This is a genomic window from Furfurilactobacillus curtus (assembly GCF_045862785.1).
Lineage (GTDB): Bacteria > Bacillota > Bacilli > Lactobacillales > Lactobacillaceae > Furfurilactobacillus > Furfurilactobacillus curtus.
In genome coordinates this window covers 40409-61450 of sequence record NZ_BQXO01000001.1, presented here as the reverse complement: position 1 = coordinate 61450, position 21042 = coordinate 40409, and the positions used below count along the sequence as shown (strand labels likewise).

13 protein-coding genes, 2 pseudogenes, 1 riboswitch and 1 other annotated feature are annotated in these 21042 nt (G+C 44.4%); of the genes and pseudogenes, 7 read left to right on the top strand and 8 right to left on the bottom strand.

What is annotated here, in order from left to right:
* Nucleotides 1-7 precede the first annotated feature (7 nt).
* Both ACKTR2_RS00430 and leuS read right to left on the bottom strand, forming a co-directional pair.
* Complete coding sequence (locus ACKTR2_RS00430) at nt 8-2263, bottom strand: putative polysaccharide biosynthesis protein (protein WP_407881996.1); 2256 nt, start codon at nt 2261-2263, stop codon at nt 8-10.
* Nucleotides 2264-2546: 283 nt separating this feature from the next.
* Nucleotides 2547-4970: a leucine--tRNA ligase gene (gene leuS / locus ACKTR2_RS00425; protein ID WP_407881995.1), complete on the bottom strand. Its 2424-nt coding sequence runs from the start codon at nt 4968-4970 to the stop codon at nt 2547-2549.
* Between the two features lie 129 nt (nt 4971-5099).
* Nucleotides 5100-5316, bottom strand: a binding site (T-box leader).
* 257 nt (nt 5317-5573) lie between these two features.
* Here leuS and ACKTR2_RS00420 point away from each other — a divergent pair.
* Nucleotides 5574-6221, top strand: coding sequence for a phosphatase PAP2 family protein (locus ACKTR2_RS00420; protein WP_407881993.1), 648 nt, complete (start codon nt 5574-5576; stop codon nt 6219-6221).
* Nucleotides 6222-6333: 112 nt separating this feature from the next.
* On the opposite strand, the gene ACKTR2_RS00415 is transcribed toward ACKTR2_RS00420, so the two are convergent.
* Nucleotides 6334-7806, bottom strand: a complete 1473-nt coding sequence (locus ACKTR2_RS00415; protein WP_407881991.1) for an MDR family MFS transporter — start codon at nt 7804-7806, stop codon at nt 6334-6336.
* Nucleotides 7807-7968: 162 nt separating this feature from the next.
* On the bottom strand, nt 7969-9168 hold the full coding sequence (metK, locus tag ACKTR2_RS00410; RefSeq protein ID WP_407881989.1) for a methionine adenosyltransferase: 1200 nt from the start codon (nt 9166-9168) through the stop codon (nt 7969-7971).
* Nucleotides 9166-9261: riboswitch (SMK box riboswitch) on the bottom strand. Its footprint overlaps the gene before it by 3 nt.
* A 173-nt stretch (nt 9262-9434) precedes the next feature.
* Between metK and ACKTR2_RS00405 the strand changes: the two genes are divergently transcribed.
* A complete protein-coding gene (locus tag ACKTR2_RS00405) occupies nt 9435-10184 on the top strand; it encodes a hypothetical protein (RefSeq protein ID WP_407881987.1) in 750 nt (249 codons plus the stop codon).
* A 113-nt stretch (nt 10185-10297) separates the two neighbouring features.
* Here ACKTR2_RS00405 and ACKTR2_RS00400 read toward each other — a convergent pair whose 3' ends face one another.
* From ACKTR2_RS00400 to ACKTR2_RS00385, 4 genes are all read right to left on the bottom strand, one after another.
* A complete protein-coding gene (locus ACKTR2_RS00400; RefSeq protein ID WP_407881986.1) occupies nt 10298-12811 on the bottom strand; it encodes an excinuclease ABC subunit UvrA in 2514 nt (837 codons plus the stop codon).
* Between the two features lie 24 nt (nt 12812-12835).
* Nucleotides 12836-13393: a DNA-3-methyladenine glycosylase I gene (locus ACKTR2_RS00395; protein ID WP_407881985.1), complete on the bottom strand. Its 558-nt coding sequence runs from the start codon at nt 13391-13393 to the stop codon at nt 12836-12838.
* Between the two features lie 360 nt (nt 13394-13753).
* A complete protein-coding gene (locus ACKTR2_RS00390) occupies nt 13754-14740 on the bottom strand; it encodes a prenyltransferase (RefSeq protein WP_407881983.1) in 987 nt (328 codons plus the stop codon).
* Nucleotides 14741-15682, bottom strand: a complete 942-nt coding sequence (locus ACKTR2_RS00385) for a 1,4-dihydroxy-2-naphthoate polyprenyltransferase (RefSeq protein ID WP_407881981.1) — start codon at nt 15680-15682, stop codon at nt 14741-14743.
* A 390-nt stretch (nt 15683-16072) separates the two neighbouring features.
* Between ACKTR2_RS00385 and ACKTR2_RS00380 the strand changes: the two are divergent.
* From ACKTR2_RS00380 to ACKTR2_RS00360, 5 genes and pseudogenes are all read left to right on the top strand, one after another.
* Nucleotides 16073-17986: pseudogene (locus ACKTR2_RS00380) on the top strand (FAD-dependent oxidoreductase).
* 78 nt (nt 17987-18064) lie between these two features.
* On the top strand, nt 18065-18526 hold the full coding sequence (locus ACKTR2_RS00375) for a NusG domain II-containing protein (RefSeq protein ID WP_407881979.1): 462 nt from the start codon (nt 18065-18067) through the stop codon (nt 18524-18526).
* Nucleotides 18523-19135, top strand: a pseudogene (locus ACKTR2_RS00370) (Gx transporter family protein). Before ACKTR2_RS00375 ends, ACKTR2_RS00370 begins: the two are co-directional and overlap by 4 nt.
* Nucleotides 19089-20066 (top strand): polyprenyl synthetase family protein, encoded by a 978-nt coding sequence (locus ACKTR2_RS00365; protein WP_407881977.1) that lies wholly within the window; start codon nt 19089-19091, stop codon nt 20064-20066. Before ACKTR2_RS00370 ends, ACKTR2_RS00365 begins: the two are co-directional and overlap by 47 nt.
* Before the next feature lie 16 nt (nt 20067-20082).
* Nucleotides 20083-20886: an energy-coupling factor transporter transmembrane component T family protein gene (locus ACKTR2_RS00360; protein WP_407881975.1), complete on the top strand. Its 804-nt coding sequence runs from the start codon at nt 20083-20085 to the stop codon at nt 20884-20886.
* The last annotated feature ends 156 nt before the right edge of the window (nt 20887-21042 follow it).

Genomic DNA, 21042 nt, shown 5'->3' with positions numbered 1-21042 from the left:
TGATCCGTTACTTAATGTGCAATCGTTGACGTAAATTAGCCGCCCGTTCGCCCAACATCGCATCAGCTAAGTGTGAACGCAGAGCTAAGTAGACGTAAACACCCCCGCCAAGCATCGTCGCCAACAGTACTTCAATAAAGGCCAGAGATTTAAATTGGGTATTTAGCACGTGATCTAGACCCCATACTGTCAACCGCGCCACGATAAAAGTCGCCAGCGCGTAGACAATAATCTGGTTCAAGCGATGCCATAATCCTTCCCAGTCTAAGTTAAAGTGGCGATCTAAATTACGCAAAATCAACCAACAAGACACTCCAAAACCGATTGCGGTGGCCAGCAATGGTCCAAGCGCTTCCGCCAACGCAACTAGTGGGAATTGCAGAAGCATTTTCACAGCTAAGCCGATCACCAAGTACCAAATCACCGCTCGGTTTTGATCAACGCCTTGCATAATGGTGGACAACACCGTAAAGAGCCCAAATAGAATGGACAAATAGGCTGAAAATTCTAGCACAATTGACCCCGGCAATGAATAGCGGTAGAAGAACGTGTATAGTGGCACAGAAATTGCCGCCATTCCCAAAGCAGATGGGATCATGATGAAACTAAACAATTGCAACGTGAAATTAATTTGATTACTGGTACCACTTTGATCTTTTAGCGTGTGAGCTTCCGTCAGTATTGGAATCGCAGTGGCAGCTAACGCTGAAGCTAAGGAGACCGTAATCATAATGATTTTATTGGCGTTGAAGTCAAAGAATGCGTACAACGTGTTTTGCATACTGTAGCTGAGGTTTGAAGTTAAATGCATGATCTTGAAAAAAGTCATCTGGTCAAACAATTGGTAAATTGCGATGGCACTGGGAACGATTGTAAATGGAATGGCCTGCCACACGATTTGTTTCAACAACTGGGGAGTCGAAATAATCAGCCCATCGTGTGAGCTAGCAATTTTGGTTCTAAAATAGCCTCGATAGCGCCACATTTGATACACTAAAACACCGATTCCGCCGATGGCTCCTAGTCCCGCTGCAAACGTGGATTGAACCACAGCACGCGGCCAATTTTGCGCCGGCGCATGCCCCATTTCCATGATTAAATAAGCAGTTAGCAACATATAAATAATTCGAATTAACTGCTCAATAAATTGAGACACTGCACTGGGTGCCATCATGTGGTAGCCCTGAAACATCCCGCGCATCATCGACAAAATTGGAAAGACAAATACAGCTAACGTCAATGATCGCAGCACTGGAATCACATTAGGGTCCCCTGTCGTTAACAAGTTAAGTGGTGCAGCTACCCACAAAATCACAGCGGCAATAATGCCCGTAATCAAGGAAAGCAACATTCCACGTTTGAACAAACGAAAACCAATTCCATATTCGTTGAGTGCATTATAATGAGCAATCAATTTTGAAATAGCCGCTGGGATACCTGCTGTGGAAATCATCAGTACGATCGAGTAAACATTGTAACCCTTAGAAAATAAGGCATTGGCTTGGTTATAAAAGCTGCCAAACCAAATCACCCAAGGGATAATGTATAACGCACCTAAGATCCGCGAAGTGATACTAGCAGCCGTCATCCAGCCCGTGCCACGCAAAATCTGTTCTTGGTCAGAGACCGCGCCAGCTTCAAAGCCTGGCTTTTCAACAATTGCGGCTAGATCTTCCTCAGCTTCTGCAGCATTTTGAACAATCGGTGTCGCTGATAACTGTTCATCAGGTAACGAAGACATCCTCGCCGGTTTAACAGTGGATTCTTCAAATGGCTGGTCAACTGATTTATCGACCACTTGGCGCTTTGGCTCAACTGATTCTGATGCTGATCCAACGTTCCTGGCGTTGCTATTTTTAGCATCATCCAGCCCATTCATTGAAGCACTCACTAATGCTTCAAGTGGAACCGGTCGTTCAGTCTCAGCCATTGACGTTGCCGGTGCGATTGACGCCGATACATCTTCGCTAAGCATTTCGTTGGCCACACTCGCTTGGTCAGCTGACATTGTGTTAGAAGCCATTGGCTTACTAGCAGATTCTGGTGACAGTGAACTTGTAGTGGTCTGTGCTTGGGTCGCACTGGTTTTTTCTTCATTATTGGTGACCGCTGATTGCCTCCCACCCTCATCGGCCGTTGATTGACCAGCCGAAGTCCTTAAATGGAAAAGGCCCATCAAACTATTAAGGGTTCTTCGCCGCCGAAATTGTTTACGCGTTGGCAACGGTTGATCTTCAGTTGGTGTTGGATCTTTCTTTGACATAACAATCTCAATTCTAATTAGAGTCAGGTTCCATTGAAGTTATAGTGTACCGCGACTAAGCCAATGATGACACGAAAAAAATCACCTTTAGTAAAATCACAATTAGTTACACAGCCTATTCATTATACGAAGTTTCATTGACCAATTTCAACGATAATCACATGACAGAATCAGTTAAAATTCACAACAATGCCAGCGCTATTCAATTTCAAAAACGGGCGCGATCACCTGAAAAACCGATGGTCACGCCCGTTCATTAAATTCAATCGTCACTAAAAATTAATTAATTAGCGACCACATTGACAATTTTGCCTGGCACAACAATCGTTTTGCGAACAGTTTTACCAGCCAGTGCCTTCTGCATATGTTCATCGGCTAAAGCCAACTCACTTAATTCTTCGCGACTGATGTCTTTGACCACCGTCACGTGGCTCTTCACTTTACCATTCACTTGAAGCACGATTTCCACCGTTCGTTCCACTAATTTTGCTGGATCATACGTTGGCCACGGCTGATAAGCGATGGTTTCTGATTCATTGAAGTAATGCCACAGCTCTTCAGCAAGGTGCGGTACTAATGGTGCTAACAATTTAATTAAGCCTTCCATGTAAGGTACAGGTAAATCATCCACTTTATGCGCTTCGTTCACAAAGACCATCATTTGTGAGATGGCGGTGTTGAAGTGCATGCGTTCATAATCCTCGGTCACTTTTTTGACCGTTTCATGATAAACCTTATCGAGTTGGCCATCGTTAATTGTCGTGACCCGATCACGCAGATGATTGTTATCATCAATCATCAGTCGCCATACCCGTTGTAACCACTTGTAGGCACCATTGATGCCATCTTCACTCCATGGTTTAGATTCTTCCAACGGCCCCATAAACATTTCATACAGCCGCAACGTATCAGCCCCATATTTGTCTACAATATCATCTGGGTTGATCACATTACCTTTTGATTTAGACATCTTCTCATGGTTATTTCCGAGAATCATCCCTTGATTGACTAACTTCTGGAATGGCTCTTTGGTCGGTACCACGCCCAAATCATATAACACCTTGTGCCAAAAACGTGCATACAGCAAATGTAAAACTGCGTGTTCAGCACCACCAATGTAAAGGTCAACTGGAAGCCAATACTTTAGTTTCTCCGGATCGGCAAGCGCATGTTGATTGTGCGGATCGATATAGCGTAAGAAATACCATGACGAGCCAGCCCATTGTGGCATCGTATTCGTATCCCGTTTACCATGGCGACCATTTTTATCCGTCACATTGACCCAATCTTCAATGTTTGCTAGCGGACTTTCACCAGTCCCCGATGGTTCAAGTTGGTCTGTATCTGGCAACGTTAATGGTAATTCATCTTCCGGCACTAGGGTAGTTTCCCCGTCATCCCAATGAATCACTGGAATCGGTTCGCCCCAGTATCGTTGGCGGCTGAAAATCCAGTCCCGCAAACGGTAATTAATCTTCTTACCGCCTGCCTGATGTTCCGTCAACCAATCAACCGCCGCACCAATGGCAGTTTGTTTATCTAAGCCATCTAAAAAGCCTGAATTTATGTGAATCCCATTGCCAGTGTAAGCTGCCTTCGTCACATCGCCACCTTCGATAACTGGTTTAATTGGCAAGGCAAATTTTTTAGCGAAATCAAAATCACGTGTGTCATGAGCTGGCACGGCCATAATCGCACCAGTCCCGTAAGAAGATAGCACGTAATCAGCAATCCAGATCGGCAATCGTTCGCCATTAATCGGGTTAATGCCATAAGCACCGGTGAAGACGCCCGTTTTATCTTTATTCAAATCCGTCCGTTCCAAATCCGATTTGGAGGCGATCTGTTGGCGATACTCACTGACCGCGGCCTGCTGACCAGCTGTAGTGATTTGGTCAACCAAGTCATGCTCAGGCGCTAAAACAAGATATGACGCACCAAATAGGGTGTCCGGCCGAGTCGTAAAGACTTCGATTTTCGTTGCATCGGTTTGATCAGCGATCTCGAAAAACACACTAGCACCTTCTGAGCGACCAATCCAATGACGTTGTTGTTCTTTGATACTTTCGGGCCAATCCAAATCATCTAAATCGTCTAGCAAACGATCCGCATACGCTGTAATTTTCAAAACCCATTGCCGCATAGGGACCCGATAGACGGGATAACCACCACGCTCCGTTTTACCATCGATGACTTCTTCATTGGCGACGACAGTTCCACCCATAAAATCAGGCGCCCAGTTCACCATAATCTCATCTTCATAAGCTAAGCCGCGTTTGTAAAGCTGCTCAAAAATCCATTGTGTCCAACGATAATACTCCGGATCAGTCGTATTGATCTCGCGATCCCAGTCATACGAAAAACCAAGCGACTTGACCTGCTTGCGAAAAACATCAATATTCTGATCAGTAAAACTTTTCGGATTGTGGCCGGTTTTTAACGCGTATTGCTCAGCTGGTAACCCAAACGCATCCCATCCCATCGGGTGTAACACATTGAAGCCTTGCATCCGCTTAAGTCGGCTCATTGCGTCAGTTGCGGTATACCCTTCTGGATGACCAACGTGTAATCCTTGCCCCGAAGGATAAGGAAACATATCCAATGCATAATATTTAGGCTGATCTACACCATCTTTAGCCTTAAACGTATGGTTTGTTTCCCAATATTTCTGCCACTTTTTTTCAATACTACGATGATCGTATGGCATAGTAGCCTCCTTATACAGTTCGTTAACGTTGCCCAAAAACCGTGAACTGGCAGTGGAATTCGATGTCCGCCGACTAAAGACAAGATTGCTCGACACAAAAAAAAGTCCTATCAACTGCCTTCAAGCAGTTGATAGGACGGAATTTTCCGCGGTACCACCTATCTTTTATCAGGCTTACGCTCCCTGACAACCCTCAAAGTCGATAACGCCGACCTGCGAAAACGCCTATAACCTAGCTTCAGCATTTTTGGCTTTAGCGGTGAGTTCAACATTGGCCCTAAACTGACTTGCACCATCCGTCAGCTCGCTTTATTAAAGCCATCATTTACTAATCCGCACCCGTTAACTGTTTAAAAGAATGGTCTTAGCATAGCAGTTCAAACTAGGAAAAACAAGCGCGTTTTGCTCGAAGTAAGGCGGCGACTTTAGTGAGTTTACCATCTTGTACTAGTGTTAATTTAGCTTTAGATCAAATGGTCACAATGTCGTTCACAGTCAGCCAACCTGAACTTTTCAATCAATCTCAAGGCGTGAACCATGTTATAATGAACAACACTCACTTCAATTAATCGGTGGTGATTCTCTATTAATCAAATAACCTCAGTGCGCTGGCAAAGATTCCGCTGGTTGATCGTTAGTCTCGGTTTGCTACTCTTTTTCATTTTGCTAACCGGAGTTCTGCTACGAGCACCACTGCTACTCACATTCGACCAAACATTGACTCACTTAATTCGCCAACCTGTCACGCCTGAGCGAACCTGGTTTTTCCGTAACATCACTCGGTTAGGTAATGTTAAGTTTACATTGGTGGTGATGATCATCTTCTCACTAGGTCTGTGGTGGCGACAAAAACTGCAAGGGGCCCTCTTCTTCGCAATTAACGTGGGCGTCTTGGCATTAGTGGTGAACACGCTCATCAAACACCTTGTTGCCCGACCACGGCCACTTATTTTGCATTTAGTTGCGGCCGGCGGCTTTAGTTTCCCCAGTGGTCACGCCATGAATGTCACTTTGATGTATGGGTCCCTCATCATCTTATGTAACTTATACGTTGATCGTTTTGCGCTACGGGCCGTCTTTAATGCGTTGTTAACCTTACTGATCATCACGATTTGTTTAAGCCGCGTTTATCTGGGTGTTCATTTTCCAAGTGATGTGGTTGCTGGCGCCAGTCTCGCGCTAGCTGAACTCCTTATCTCTCGCTATCTATTCTTTGGCCCGCGCAGTGTATCGGCGATTCGACTTAACTAAATGAACTGGATAAACTGATAAAGCCTCCCAAATTTGGGAGGCTTTATTTTTAGGCCCAGAATGGCCCAATCTTCAAACAATCACTTAATATCTTAACGTTTAAACGGCCAAATCAGGATTCCACGTGTTGCGGACGATCCAGCAGATTCAAAACCCCAGCTAGGATCACTAATATCAACGCAACGATGAAGACGTGACGCACACCACTACCCATAATTGATCGTAGTGTTGGTAAAATTTTTGCTGGTAATTGCTGAGCCGTTTCCGGATTAATCAGCGCGTTCAATTGACTGAGCTTGACTCCCGGGTGGGTGGCCACGCCGTGAGCCAAGCTGGCATTCATCACAATTCCATAAATAGCGAGCATTACTGTCTGAGACAGACTTCGTGCCAGCGTATTAAACGAGGTCGCCATCCCGATATTAACTGGATCGACTAAATGTTGGCTCGTTACCGTTGTCGTCGTAATACTAATTCCAAAACCAACCCCTAATTCAGCAGAGACCACCAAAAAGACCCAAAAAGCGGTTTGGGAAGGTAAAAGAACCAACGCAATGGCACCGATTAAAACAATGCCAATGCTAATGCCTACAATGCGCTGTGGTGTTAACCTTGTAATGACGCGCCCCGTAATAAAAGATCCCACGATCCACATCACGGAACTAGGTGTCACGGCAAAACCTGCTTCTGCGGCACGTAAACCCAGTAGGCCTTGCGTCCACGTCGGAATATAGACGTTAAAACAAATTAAGAAACCGGAAATCAACGCCGCCACTGCATTTTGAACGACAAAAGTCCGTTCATTAAACAGTTGTAAATCAATAATCGGATCCGCTGCCCGCTGCTCTTGCCAAATAAATAGTCCCAGGGCCACGATCGCCATCATGAAGACACCAACAATTAGCCAAACATTGTCAGTCCCATCACCGCTCATTTGAAAGCCGATCATCAAACCCAACAACGCCACGGATAACCAGAGACTGCCAAGCACATCAAGGGGTGCGTCTGCCGGCTGTTGCTTGGGTTCGTGTAAAAAAATCATGATCATCAAGATGGTGACTAAACCGATGGGAATATTAATGAAGAATACCCAATGCCAGCTTAATTGATCAACGATAAAACCACCAAGTAACGGGGCCACTACCGACGCCACACCCCAAGCCGATCCATTTAGTCCCATCACTTGTGCTCTTTTTTCGAAGGGATAAATATCCGCAATGATGGTAAAGGAGACTGGCATAATCGTGCCTGCTCCAATCCCTTGTACTGCTCGCCAAAGAATTAAGGTGCCCATTGAATTCGACAAGCCGCTCATCATTGAACCAAACACAAATACTACCAAACCAAATAAAAAGACTGGCTTTCGACCAATTCGATCCGAAAGTTTGCCATAAATCGGGGTTGCTAATGAATTGGTTAACAAGTAGATGGAGAAAACCCAATTCATCAAGGTGACGCCGTGCAGATCTCCAACAATCGTCGGCATCGCTGTCGACACAATCGTTCCTTCCACAGCTGACATAAAGGTGGCTACAAACAAGGCTACCGTTACCAACGTGACATTAGTCGTCCGTTTCTTCGACATTCACTTATCCTAACTTTCCTTAAAATCATGATTACAATGTCAAAACATCGCATCAGCAGTTCAAATCATAAATCAGTAAACCACAAATATTATGCCATAAAAAACATCCCCGGCTGCATAACGCTACGGGGATGAAACAATCACTTAAATAAAAACTTTTGTTTATTCAGTTGCGACAGCCACCGCGTCTTTTAATGCGGCTACCTTATCGGTCTTTTCCCAGGGTAAATCCAAATCTGGACGACCAAAGTGCCCGTAAGCTGCTGTTTGCTTGTAAATTGGTCGTTGTAAATCAAGCATTTTGATGATTCCGGCTGGCCGTAAATCAAAGATCTGGCGAATTGCCGTCGTCAAAGCTTCTTCAGAAACTGATCCGGTATCAAACGTATTGACTGAGATTGAGACCGGTTGAGCTACCCCAATCGCATAGGCTAATTGAACCTCAACTTTGTGGGCCAGTCCGGCCGCTACAATATTCTTTGCGATGTATCGAGCTGCATATGAAGCCGAGCGATCAACTTTTGTCGCATCCTTACCAGAAAAGGCACCTCCTCCATGACGAGCAAAACCGCCATAGGTATCGACAATGACCTTACGTCCGGTCAAGCCTGCATCTCCTTGCGGCCCACCAATAACAAAACGACCGGTTGGATTAATTAAATATTTCGTCTGGTCATCTAACAAGTGAGCAGGAATAACGGGGCGAATCACCTGTTCGATCACATCCTGACGAATTTGATCTAATGAAACATCCGGGTCATGCTGAGTAGATAAAACGACGGTGTCAACACGAGTCGGCTGCCCAGCGTCATCGTATTCTACAGTCACTTGGGCCTTGGCGTCAGGACGCAAATAACTGACAGTACCATTTTTACGTAGTTGCGCAATTCTACGCATCAATGCGTGACTCAACGCGATTGGGAGTGGCATTAGTTCAGGTGTCTCGTCAATGGCAAAGCCAAACATCATCCCCTGGTCACCAGCCCCAATTTGATCCAACGGGTCAGCTTGACCATCACGCCGTTCCAAAGCATCGTCAACACCCTGCGCAATATCTGGCGACTGTTCATCAATGGCCACCAAAACTGCGCAGGTATCTCCATCAAACCCCAATCGACCATCGGTATAGCCAATCCCTTTAATCGTGTCGCGAACCGTTCTTTGAATATCGACATAAGCGGTTGTTGAAATTTCACCAAAGACCAACACTAAACCAGTGGTAACAGACGTTTCACACGCAACTCGTGCTTGTGGATCCTGTGCTAAAATAGCGTCCAAAATCGCATCACTAATCTGGTCCGCAATTTTGTCAGGATGCCCCTCCGAAACTGATTCGGATGTAAATAAATGACGTTCTTGCATTAAATTTTCCCCCATCTGATAATTTCCGGTTACAAGGCCTCTAAGTACGTTATTACTGTACTTATCCTATCGGGAACGAAACTCATAACTTTAATATGGTAACACGCACACCGTATTTTACAAAACATTGTGAGTGCCATTTAAACCTTTTGGCCGGTTCATTGCACCTGCGGAGAACATTGAAACATACCGAATCTGCATTGACCATCCCAGCAAAGTTGATTAGCATGAGTTTATACAACTTGCATGGACTGAGAGGAAACCTTATGTCTGAACACACACGCGCTGATCGACACCTTGTGGCTCCATTGACGAAAATTCCATGGGCCCTGGTAGGAATTTTTATGCTGGCACAAAATATAATCTGGTGGAGCTATCCAATCCATTATGGGCGCATAACAGGGGCAACTTTTCAGCTTAATCAACTCCTCTTATTGGCGTTTAGCTTGACCATGAGTTTAACGAGTTTCTTAATGTTTCAAGCTAATTTTCGTTCATTGTGGGCCCACGTCCCCATTTTGATTGGCTTGCTATTAGCTTGGTCAGGAATTATTCGGGGAAACTTCGAAATTCTTATCATGCTGCTGATGTTAGCTGGTTTCTGGTTGGTAGTCGAACAACGTTGGTTGAATCTTCAAAATGTGTGGGGGCTAATTATTTACGGCGTTTTAACCACTTTTCCGCTCAGTGCAGCAATTTTTTTCTTTCAAAATCGGTATCTGTCACCGACTTTTTTACTGAATTTATTGCCGCTGCTGGGGTGTCAATTATTTTTCACGGCGCCAATCTTTGAATCAGCTAGTTCGCGACAGTCGCGAACTGCACTGTTAACCGGTGGTCTTTTAATTTTAATTATCCTTGCCTTGCGCCGCAGTCTTTTAGGTGTTTTAGCAATTGGCATGGTGATTTTGACCTACTTTTTTATGATCAATTTCACTAACTTAAAGTCACAGTATCGAGCGTCTGCCTACTTGTTGTTTGAACTGATCGCTTATTTGTTGCTTGTGTTTGCTTAATAACTATTGCATCGGTGGTTAAAGCTAAAGACCGTTATTAATCCAGGAACCAGAAAATGGAGTATCAGTCAATGTATGTGCTGACTGATACCCCATTTCTGGTTCTTTTTGGCTTAAACTTGCTTATTTAAATGAGTTTTTAAGTATTTTCCTGTAACGCTGGCACCGGTAGCCGCAATTTTTTCAGGCGTCCCGGCAGCCACCACTTGTCCGCCATGATTCCCGCCGGCTGGTCCCATATCGATAACATAGTCTGCATTGGCGATAACGTCCAAATCATGTTCAATCACAATCACGGTCGCGCCGTCAGCAATTAATTGATCGAATACCTCAAGTAACTGGCGGATATCCAAGGGGTGCAGTCCCACAGATGGTTCATCAAATACATATAACGTCCCCGTCTGTCGCTGGCCCATTTTAGCAACTAATTTCAGCCGTTGTGCCTCGCCACCAGACAATGTTGGCGTGCTTTCGCCCAATTGTAGATATCCTAGGCCCATTTCATGCAAAGCATTTAATGTTTTAGCGATATTTGGCTCATCCTTAAAAACTTCACGCGCGTCATCAACGGACAAGGCTAATACCTCAGCCACATTCAAGCCGTGCCATTTAATCGCCAGTGTTTCTGGGTTATAACGTTGCCCGTGACAGATTGGGCAAACCTCTTCGATATCCGGCAAAAATTGCACATCCATGCTAATCGTGCCGGTACCATGACATTGTGGACAAGCACCATCATTTAAATTGTATGAAAAGTGACTAGCCGACCATTCCTGACGTTGAGCTTCTTTGGTATTAGCAAATAAATTACGAACGACATCCAAAATATTTGTGTATGTCGCAACTGTCGAACGAATATTCTTACCAACCGGTACAGAATCAACTTTAATCACGTGTCGTAGCTTGGCTCGATCTAATTTACTGACATATTTGGGCAATGGATCATGCGCGACTTGCGCTTGAATAGCTGGTATTAGGCTATCTAATACTAATGTCGTCTTTCCCGCACCCGACATTCCGGAAACAACGGATAAACGATTTTTAGGGAAATGAGCAACCACATGCTTTAAATTAAACCGCTGCGAAACAGCTACCGTCAAATTGCCTTTCTTAAACAATTGGGCTTCGGGAATCACTTGCCGTTGTCGAATGGGGGTCGTGCCATTCAAAAATGGTGCAATGAGTGAGCTCTCATCGTGTTCAATTTGGGCAACTGTCCCCTGATTGATCACCTGACCACCGGCGCGACCAGCGCCCGGACCAATTTCAAGGACATAGTCGGCTGCACCAATAATTCGCGTGTCATGATCGACGACAACCAGTGAATTTCCTTGCGCAATTAATTGATGAAATACCTCGATCAATCCCGTTACATTAGCTGGATGTAGCCCGACTGATGGTTCATCGAGCACATATAAAACGCCCGTTGTTTCACTACGAAGGGTTCGTCCTAACTGAATTCGTTGTAATTCACCAGTAGATAATGTGTTTCCTGCCCGATCTAAGGTCAAATAGTTAAGACCTAAGTCCTTAAGTGGCGCCAAACTGTTCAAAAATTCTTTGACGAGGTCATGCCCTAGGTGCCGCATGTCTTCTGGCAACCATGTTTCGATCTGATTAGCAAAGTGCGTCAACTGATCCAAATCCATCTGACTCGCTGTCGCAATATTAGTCTCAACCATTAATTGATCTAAAAGCACAGGATTAAAGCGTGTCCCTTGACAGGTTGGACAGGTATCAAACTCGTAGAACCGATTCAACCGTTGAATTGCCCGTTCGTTGTTGGTCGTGGCTAGTGAATCTGCGACGGCATTATACGCGTTCTCGTAGACAGCGTTGTCCATATGGAAAATTTTTCCACTGCGGCTGGGAATATTGATTGCGTATGTGGCCTTTTGCCCATGCAACACCAATTGCTTTTCACGTTCAGTCAAATCCTTGTAGGGAACATCAATTCGAATCCCCACTGCTTCCGCAACAATGGGCATAAAGTTGCGCCCTGGTAAATGCCAAGCGTTAACTGCACCTTGGCGAATCGTTTTTGTTTCATCCCCAATTAATCGATCGACTGCGATTTGCCGAACTTCGCCAAGTCCGCCACACGTTGGACACGCACCTGCCGAATTAAATGCAAAATCTTCCGCACCTCGAGCACGAAAATGAATCCCACATGTGGGACAATCTACCCAACCATCATTTTCCGCGACAGCTAATGTTGGTGACATTCGATGTCCATTGGGACAGACCATCGAACCAAGCCGGGAAAACATCAAACGTAATACGTTAAGGCTTTCACTCATTGTACCAACGGTCGACCGCACACCGGGAACCTGTGGGCGTTGCCGTAATGCTAAAGCTGAGGGCAAATATTGCACGGAATCTACCATAGCTGCACTAACTTGGCTAATCCGCCGCCGGGTATAGGTTGATAATGCATTCAAATATCGTCTGGCGCCTTCTGCGTATAAAACCCCCATTGCTAACGAAGACTTGCCTGAGCCAGAACGGCCGGTAATGGCGACAAAAGCATTGAGTGGAATATCAACACTAACGTTCTTCAAATTATTCACACGGGCACCACGCACTTCAATATTGTCCGGAATCGTGTCTTTATGTTGAACTACCATGACTGCCTCCTGATAAAGCATGCCCTACGCTTTTGTTTTAAACGCACAATTATTTTGATGATCATCAACTAAGCCGCTAGCTTGCATAAACGCATAAACTGCCACTGGCCCCATAAAACTGAACCCGCGACGTTTCAAGTCTTTGGATATTTTCACTGATAACTCCGTTTGCGCCGGTGTCATACTTGCTTCCGGCACATCGTTAATCATTGGTTGTCCATTGACAAAATGCCACCAGTAACGGTCAAAACAACCAAATTCTTGTTGAACTCGTAAAAATGCTTGGGCATTGGTCACGGTTGCGGCTAACTTGGCACGATTGCGAATGATCCGAGCATCGTTTAACAAGGGTTCCCAATCTTGAGCCGTCATCGATGCCACTGTTTTCACGTCATAAGCATTGAAATCTTCATTAAAAGCGGCGCGTTTGTTTAATACGGTTCGCCAAGATAGACCGGCTTGATACATTTCCATACACATCAATTCAAATAGCGCATGGTCATTATGATGTGGGCACCCCCACTCTTTATCATGATAAGCCTGCATTAATGGCGAACTGGTCGCCCACTGACAACGCTGCATAGTTGCCTCCCATGAAATTGTTTAAGCCCATTATACTTGTTTCACTTTGATGAAGGGTAATCCTAAACCTAACCGTTAGTTTGAAAAATGATTAAAGTTAAGATGAGAGCATATTTGTTGCCGTTTTTTTGAGAAGGGTTGATCACGTTATTTCTGTGGGGACTATGCTGGTTGTTTGCTGGATTAACTCTGATCAATGGTGGGCGTATTTACAGAAGTTATGCGATCCTTGACTCATCTTGGGATTGGTGACTGCAGTTGTCCATTAATTACAACCGTGCTGTGTTCAAAATATCGTCAAACAAAAAGGTGATTCTTGCTCAATCGTAGAACAAGGACCACCTTTTATGACTAGATATGTTAACGTCCGTTTCGCCAAATTAAGTAACCGTTGACGATCGCAAGCACGACCACCTGTGCTGTATCGATCGCTAACATGTTTTGAATCGCCGTGTTAAAAGTGGTTCGTTTATCCTGTTTGGCAAGGAAAATCCGCACGTGTTTAATGACCAGTGGAATCAAGCCAAAAATGACGATCATCAGCCACGGTAGCCAACCGATCAAAATACTAATCAAAACACAAGCCAAAGCTGCCCCCGGAACATATGGATAAGCTTTTAAAGCTCGGCGTTTGCCTAGATAGTAAGGTAACGTATATCGCTGGTTGCGTTGGTCCTGCTCCAAATCACAAATGTTATCCGCAAACATAATGCCACTATCTAGTAATAGGAAGGATGCACCAACAACAAATAATTGCAAAATCACGGCCAAATTAAACGAGATCAAGACATCCCATCCGTGAAAAAACATCGCCATCGGCAACTGATCAGTCATGTTGACATAAGCAGCAATAAAAATTGTCCCAAATCCTTCACAGGTACCACTAAGAATCTCGCCTAATGGCATTCTTGATAGCGGAATTGGCCCAGCCGTATACGTAATTGCAACTAAAATTGCTAAGCCACCGATGAATAAAAGAATTAAATTCGTCCGAATAACTAGCAGTAACCCCATAGCACAAGCCAAAACTAAAAAGAACATCATTAACGCCATGATCCGACGCGGATTCAAATGCTCTCGTCCGAGAATGTTATCTCGATCTCGGTAAGCCAAGTCTTTGGCTTTGTAATAATCTTGAACATTGTTAAAGCCGGTCACAAATAAGGCAATACTCATTTGCCCGATAAAATAAATGAGACTATTGAGCCAGTTAAATTCATTGAAAGCATAATAAGCGTATAGTGTGCCGAATAAGAAAGGCAGCAAACTTGCCGCTTTTGCCGGTAAGCGAATCAGTTCTAAAAATAAGGGCCACGTTAATTTTTGATACGTTGTTGTATTTGTCATTTATTTCACCACTAGTCCAAGGATTAAGCCAACTAATAAACTGCTATTCACCCACACCAGATTACTAATTGACGTTTTAAAAGTCTTTGTTTTACTTTGTTCAGTTGCAAAAAGCCGATTGTTATAAATTGCGATCGGCACGGACAAAAAGATCAGGCTTGCCGACCACGGAACTAGTCTTAATGCCATTCCGATAATGATACCAAAATACCCAATAGCAATTAGCCCATGATATAGTCGCAAACTTGTTGGTACTCCCAAATAGCTCGGTAACGTATGCCGCTTATTTTTCGCATCCTCGGCTAAATCAGATAAATTATTCGCTAACATCACATTAGCAATGGTGCCAATAGATGGCAGACATACCAAACCTAACCCCAGCAATTGCCATATATTAACCATTAGCAACGCGCCTGGCCAGTGCAAAGTTAAGCTGATCAGTTGCTGATCAGCCACATTAATGTAAACGGCAATAAATGGAATGAGCAGGCCCATCGTGATCCCAGAAAATATTTCACCCAGTGGCAGTCGTGATAACGGCATTGGTCCCATCGTATAGCTGAGGCCAATGGCAAAGCACAAGGCTCCAATAAGCAATAAGAATAAATCTGTTCGCCATACTAGCCAAATACCTAATCCACTTGCCGCCCCAACCATTAAAATGCTCAACCAACTCACTGTTCTGATCGACAAATGTTCACGGCCAATGACATTAACTTTTTCTCGATAGGCACGGCTGCGCGCCTTTTGATAATCCATCAGATTATTGATGGCAGTGGTCGCCATATCAAACAGGCTCATGGCGACGAAAAAAATTATGGTATTTAACCAACTCAATTGGTGATACTGGACGGTTGCAAAGCTAATTCCTATTAAAAAAGGCAATAGACTCGCGAATTTAGTACGCAGTTCAACCAATTGAGTAAAACCCTTGGGGTTCATCCCCCGCCCCCCTCATTCATAAAACAGCGTGTCATTATTCAAAACATTTCTGTAAATAGCTTAGCGAAAAAAATGACTTTTGCCTAGTTCTGCATCAATAGTATCTGAAATAATTCACAAATCAATTCAGCGTCATTTATACAAAATTGGTTAGTTTTAACTTAATTTCACAAAATCATCATTAGATAAATCAACTTCAATTCATGGTTAATTTTCATAATATCGCTATATCAGTTTAAGAAAACGCTTACACAATATGTTAATTCGATTACAAAACCGTAATTTGGCCAATATTACTCGTGAAGGTATAGACAATTAACGTTTGTAAACGCTATAATTGTCGTATTGTTTATGCACTTATTTACTTATTGTAAGGGGAGTTGTTGATAAATGGCTCAGAAAAATATTGTTGTCATTGGTGCAGGTTATGCCGGCGTCTATGCAACGAAGCACCTAGCCAAGCACTACAAACGTAACAAAGATGTGCAAATCACTTTGATTGATAAGCACTCCTATTTCACCTACATGACCGAGTTGCACGAAATTGCTGCCGATCGTGTCGAACCAACTGCCATTCAACACGACTTACAACGGCTATTCTGTCGGCGTAAGAACGTGAAGATTGTCACTGATACGGTTAAGTCGATTAACCGCACAGACAAAAAAGTGGTCACCGAACACGGCTCTTATGCTTACGATGATGTCATTCTTGGCATTGGTGCTACGTCTAACGACTTTGGCACCCCTGGGGTGGCGGAACATGGCTTCACTTTGAGTTCGTGGGAACAAGCTGTTGCGTTGAAAGAACATATTCAGCGCACTGTCTACGCCGGTTCCATTGAACATGATCCAGAAAAGCGTAAGTCCTTGCTTTCTTTTGTTGTAGTTGGCTCGGGTTTTACTGGAACCGAAACCATTGGTGAATTACAAGACTGGCGTGAGACGTTAGCCGACGAATACAAGCTTGATCCAAATGAGCTTTAATTTACCATGATGGAAATGGCACCAACGATCATGAACATGCTTGATCGTAAAGATGCAGATAAAGCAGAACGCTACTTAGTCAAAAAAGGCGTTAAGATCATGAAGAACACGGGTGTTGTTGGTGTTCATCAAGATCACGTTGATTTAAAGGACGGTTCTACCTTCCCAACCAGTACTTTGATTTGGACGGCAGGAGTTAAAGCGAGCGACGATGCTGGTCTCTTCGGTCTTGAACAAGGTCGTGCAGGTCGGATCAAGGTTAACAAGTACACGCAAACTGAAACAGATCCTCACGTTTACGTTGTTGGTGATGTCTCAATCGTTGATGGCGAAAATGATGGCAAAGGTCAACCACAAATTGTTCAAGCAGCTGAACAAACAGCGGCGGCAGCGGTTGCCAACATCATTAACACAGAAGAAAGCAAGCCATTAGTGCCATTTAAGCCTAACTACTCTGGATTCATGGTGTCTTTGGGTTCAAAGTATGGGGTTGCCAACTTGATGGGTAGTATCCACTTATCCAACTTCTGGGCTATTTTAATGAAGCACTTAGTTAACATGCTGTACTTCATGCAAATTTACTCTGGATATTACTTATTCCAGTACACCATGCACGAATTCTTCCGGACTCGCCATAATCGCAACCTATTCCGTGGTCACATTTCTCGCCAGGGTAACGTATTATGGACAGTGCCAGGCCGTCTTTGGCTCGGTGCTATGTGGCTCGTTGATATTTGGCCAAAGATTCATGGGGACAGTTCTTGGTTCTTACCAAAACTGCGTTTACCATTCGATTGGTTGAAGCCTGTTGCTAAAGCCGCTACCTCTGGCGCAAGTGAAGCAACTAAGGCGGCCGCAACTTCGGCCGCTAGCGGTGCAAAAGAAGCAGCAACTACTACGGCTAATCCAACGATGTTCTCCTTGTCTTATGACTATGGTCACGATCCAAAAATGGTCTTCGAAAAGATGCCTCATTGGTTCTACAACATCACTAAAGCATCAGTTCCTAACCAACAGATGGCTTTCTTCATGCAGAAGTTTATGACGATTGTTGAAATTGGTATTGGGGTTTGTCTGATTCTTGGCCTATTCACCTGGCTGATGTCAGCTGCCTCAGCAGCATTAGTCGTTGTCTTCTGTCTCAGTGGCATGTTCTACTGGGTTAACATGTGGATCTTTATCCTCGCCATTGCATGTATGAATGGTTCAGGTCGCGCCTTCGGGTTAGACAAGTGGGTCATTCCTTACCTGCAACGACTATTTGGCAAGTGGCGTTATGGCACACCGAAGTCCTTATACGGGACTAATGTAGTTAAATAAAACGACAATTGTCAGTGGTAGAGTTCTAGGGTAGACTTACCCCGGGACTCTATTTTCTTAGTTAGTAGGTGGGATAAAATGAAGGCAGCTAATCCATTCAAACGTTATTTCAGCATGATCCGACCGTTTGACGTTATTATCGTCGGCCTGCTCGTTGTGGCTTCATTTATTCCCCTAATGATTTTTACCAATAATCAACGTCAAGCTGCTCAAGCGCGACAGAATACCAAGGCAACTGAAATTTTCACGGCGGTTATCTCTCACGATGGACACGTTGTTAAACGAATTAACCTCACTGACCATCATGGGATAACCCGTTTCCATTACGCGGATCACGGTGATTATAATGACGTCGTCGCAACCGATCATGCCATCAAAATTGTTGACGCCAATTGTCAAGATCAGGTCTGTGTTCATCACAGCGCGATCAATCGCCCCGGTCAAACAATTGTGTGTCTACCACATAAACTTTTGGTTGAAATCAAAAGTTCCAATGGTGCCACTCATAGTAATTCGACTGGAGGTCTGGTAAAGCCATGACACCATCAACTGCCCCATCCAGAACACGACAAATGATTTATATTGCCCTCTTATGTGCGCAAGGTGTAATTATCGGTTTACTGGAGCGAGCCATCCCCTTTCCATTTGCCTTTGCCCCCGGTGCAAAACTAGGTCTAGCAAATATCATCACCCTAGTTTCACTATTTACCATGCCAATTAGTGATAGTTTCTTATTGGTCTGGATGCGCTTGCTCTTAACGACGCTATTGGGTGGCACCTTGTCCACCTTCTTGTATAGTGCCACTGGGTCATTGCTGGCTTGGCTGGGCATGCTCATCATTAAGCAGCTAGGCGAGCGGCGCGTTAGTATGATTGGTATCTCAGCTAGCGGAGGAATTTTGTTCAATGTCGGACAATTAGCGGTCGCTAGTTTAATCGCTCAAAGCTGGACCGTCATGCTTTACCTCCCCATTCTCTCCTTTATCGGGATTCTCGCTGGAATTGCGGTGGGCATCACCGCTAATTTCTTATTCGAGCACGTCGACACTTTGGCGCGACTGCGTTACGATTATCAACAACATCTTGAGAGGAACCAACTTTAATGAAAATCCATCCAATGTGGCACGAATACCCAATCGTGGCGAATGAATTAACGCAGGTACTTAACCTCATCGAAAAAAATATTACCACCGATAATCGACCGGTGGCAGATGCCATTCTCGACCTGATTAATGCAGGCGGAAAATTGTTACGGCCGGCATATTGTTTATTATTCTCTCAATTTCATGAAACGGACCGACATAAAATGGTTGCCTTAGCCGCTGCCATGGAAACGTTGCATACAGCAACCCTGATTCATGACGACATTATTGATGACTCGGATTTGCGTCGCGGCCAAGAATCTTTGCAAGCTCAATTCGGCAAAGATACCGCAGTATATGCTGGCGACTACTTATTTGTTGTCTGCTTTAAACTGTTGGCCAACTACGCGAGTGACTTGCGCAGTGTCCAACAAGATGGACGACACATGGAAGCTATTTTAAACGGCGAATTAGATCAAATGGCTGCTCGTTATAATTTAGACATGACGATTAAGCAGTATATCAAACAAGTCAGTGGTAAGACAGGCCACCTATTCGCCCTAAGTTCACTACTGGGCGCCTACGAGTCTGGCTCATCACGTTTATTTGCCAAAAACGCGGAAACAATTGGGTTAAACGTCGGCATCGCCTTTCAGCTGTTGGACGATATTTTAGATTATTCAACGACGAGTGAACGCTTTGGGAAGCCCGTTCAAAATGATATGCGCGAAGGTGTCTATTCTGCGCCTTTAATCTTGGCTATGCGACAAGATCCAGCTGTCTTCGCACCATATTTAAGTAAAAAAGCCGCTATGACTGATACGGATACCCAAGCTGTCGCTAGTCTAGTTAATGAATACCACGGTGTAGCGCTCGCTCGTGAACTCGCTGAAGGCTATACTGATAAAGCTTTGAAGGCCATCAATAAGTTGCCCAATCTGCCAGCGCAACGAGCCCTAGAAGACTTAACTGCTTCCCTCCTCAATCGCCAGGCTTAACCAACGGAGGGTTGCAATGGGAAATGCATTAATTTTAGGTCGTTATATACCAGGTAATAGCATTCTTCATCGTTTAGATCCACGAAACAAATTGTTAATCGCTTTTTATTTCATCGGCCTTACTTTCTTTGCGAATAACTGGAGCACAAACGGACTCTTATTCATCCTGATCGGTGTTGGTGTTTGGTTGGCCAAATTACCAATTCGCTTTTTTCTCAGTGGTCTGCGTCCCCTACTGTGGCTCATTTTATTTACTGTGCTGATGCAGCTCATTTTTACACGTGGTGGCCATGTTTTTTGGCAATGGGGATGGTTGTCCATCTCTGAGGTAGGACTCGTTAACGGTGCAGTCGTCTTTTGTCGGTTTGTTTTAATCATCTTTATCTCAACCTTGCTCACCTTAACGACGCCACCTTTAGCCCTGGCAGATGGCATTGCTGCCCTGATTAAACCGTTGCGGTGGCTTCACTTTCCAGTCGATGAAGTTGCTTTAATGTTAGGCTTAGCACTACGGTTCGTGCCCACTTTGATGGATGAAACAACCCGAATTATGGACGCTCAGCGCTCGCGAGGCGTTGACTTTGGGGCTGGCAACCTCTTTCAGCAAATGAAAGCTTTAGTGCCTTTACTTATTCCGCAATTTGTCAGCAGTTTCAAACGTGCTGACGAGTTAGGAACGGCCATGGAAGCCCGAGGTTATCAAGGCCCTAGTCAGCGTAGCCATTACCGCATATTACAGTTTCATTGGGCTGACGCTGCCTTGGTTTGTCTAATGCTTGGCTTTACGCTCATCTTTATAGCAGTTCGGCAGTTTAACTAAATAGACGGTTCATTGGCCAACTCATAACTGTAGCTTACACATCACCGCTATAGTTATGAGCTGGCTATTTTTTGACAAATTTGCGGTTTGACGCAATAAATCAACCACTTCAATATTGCTTAAGGTACAATAAGATTAATCATTTCAATGGGAGTC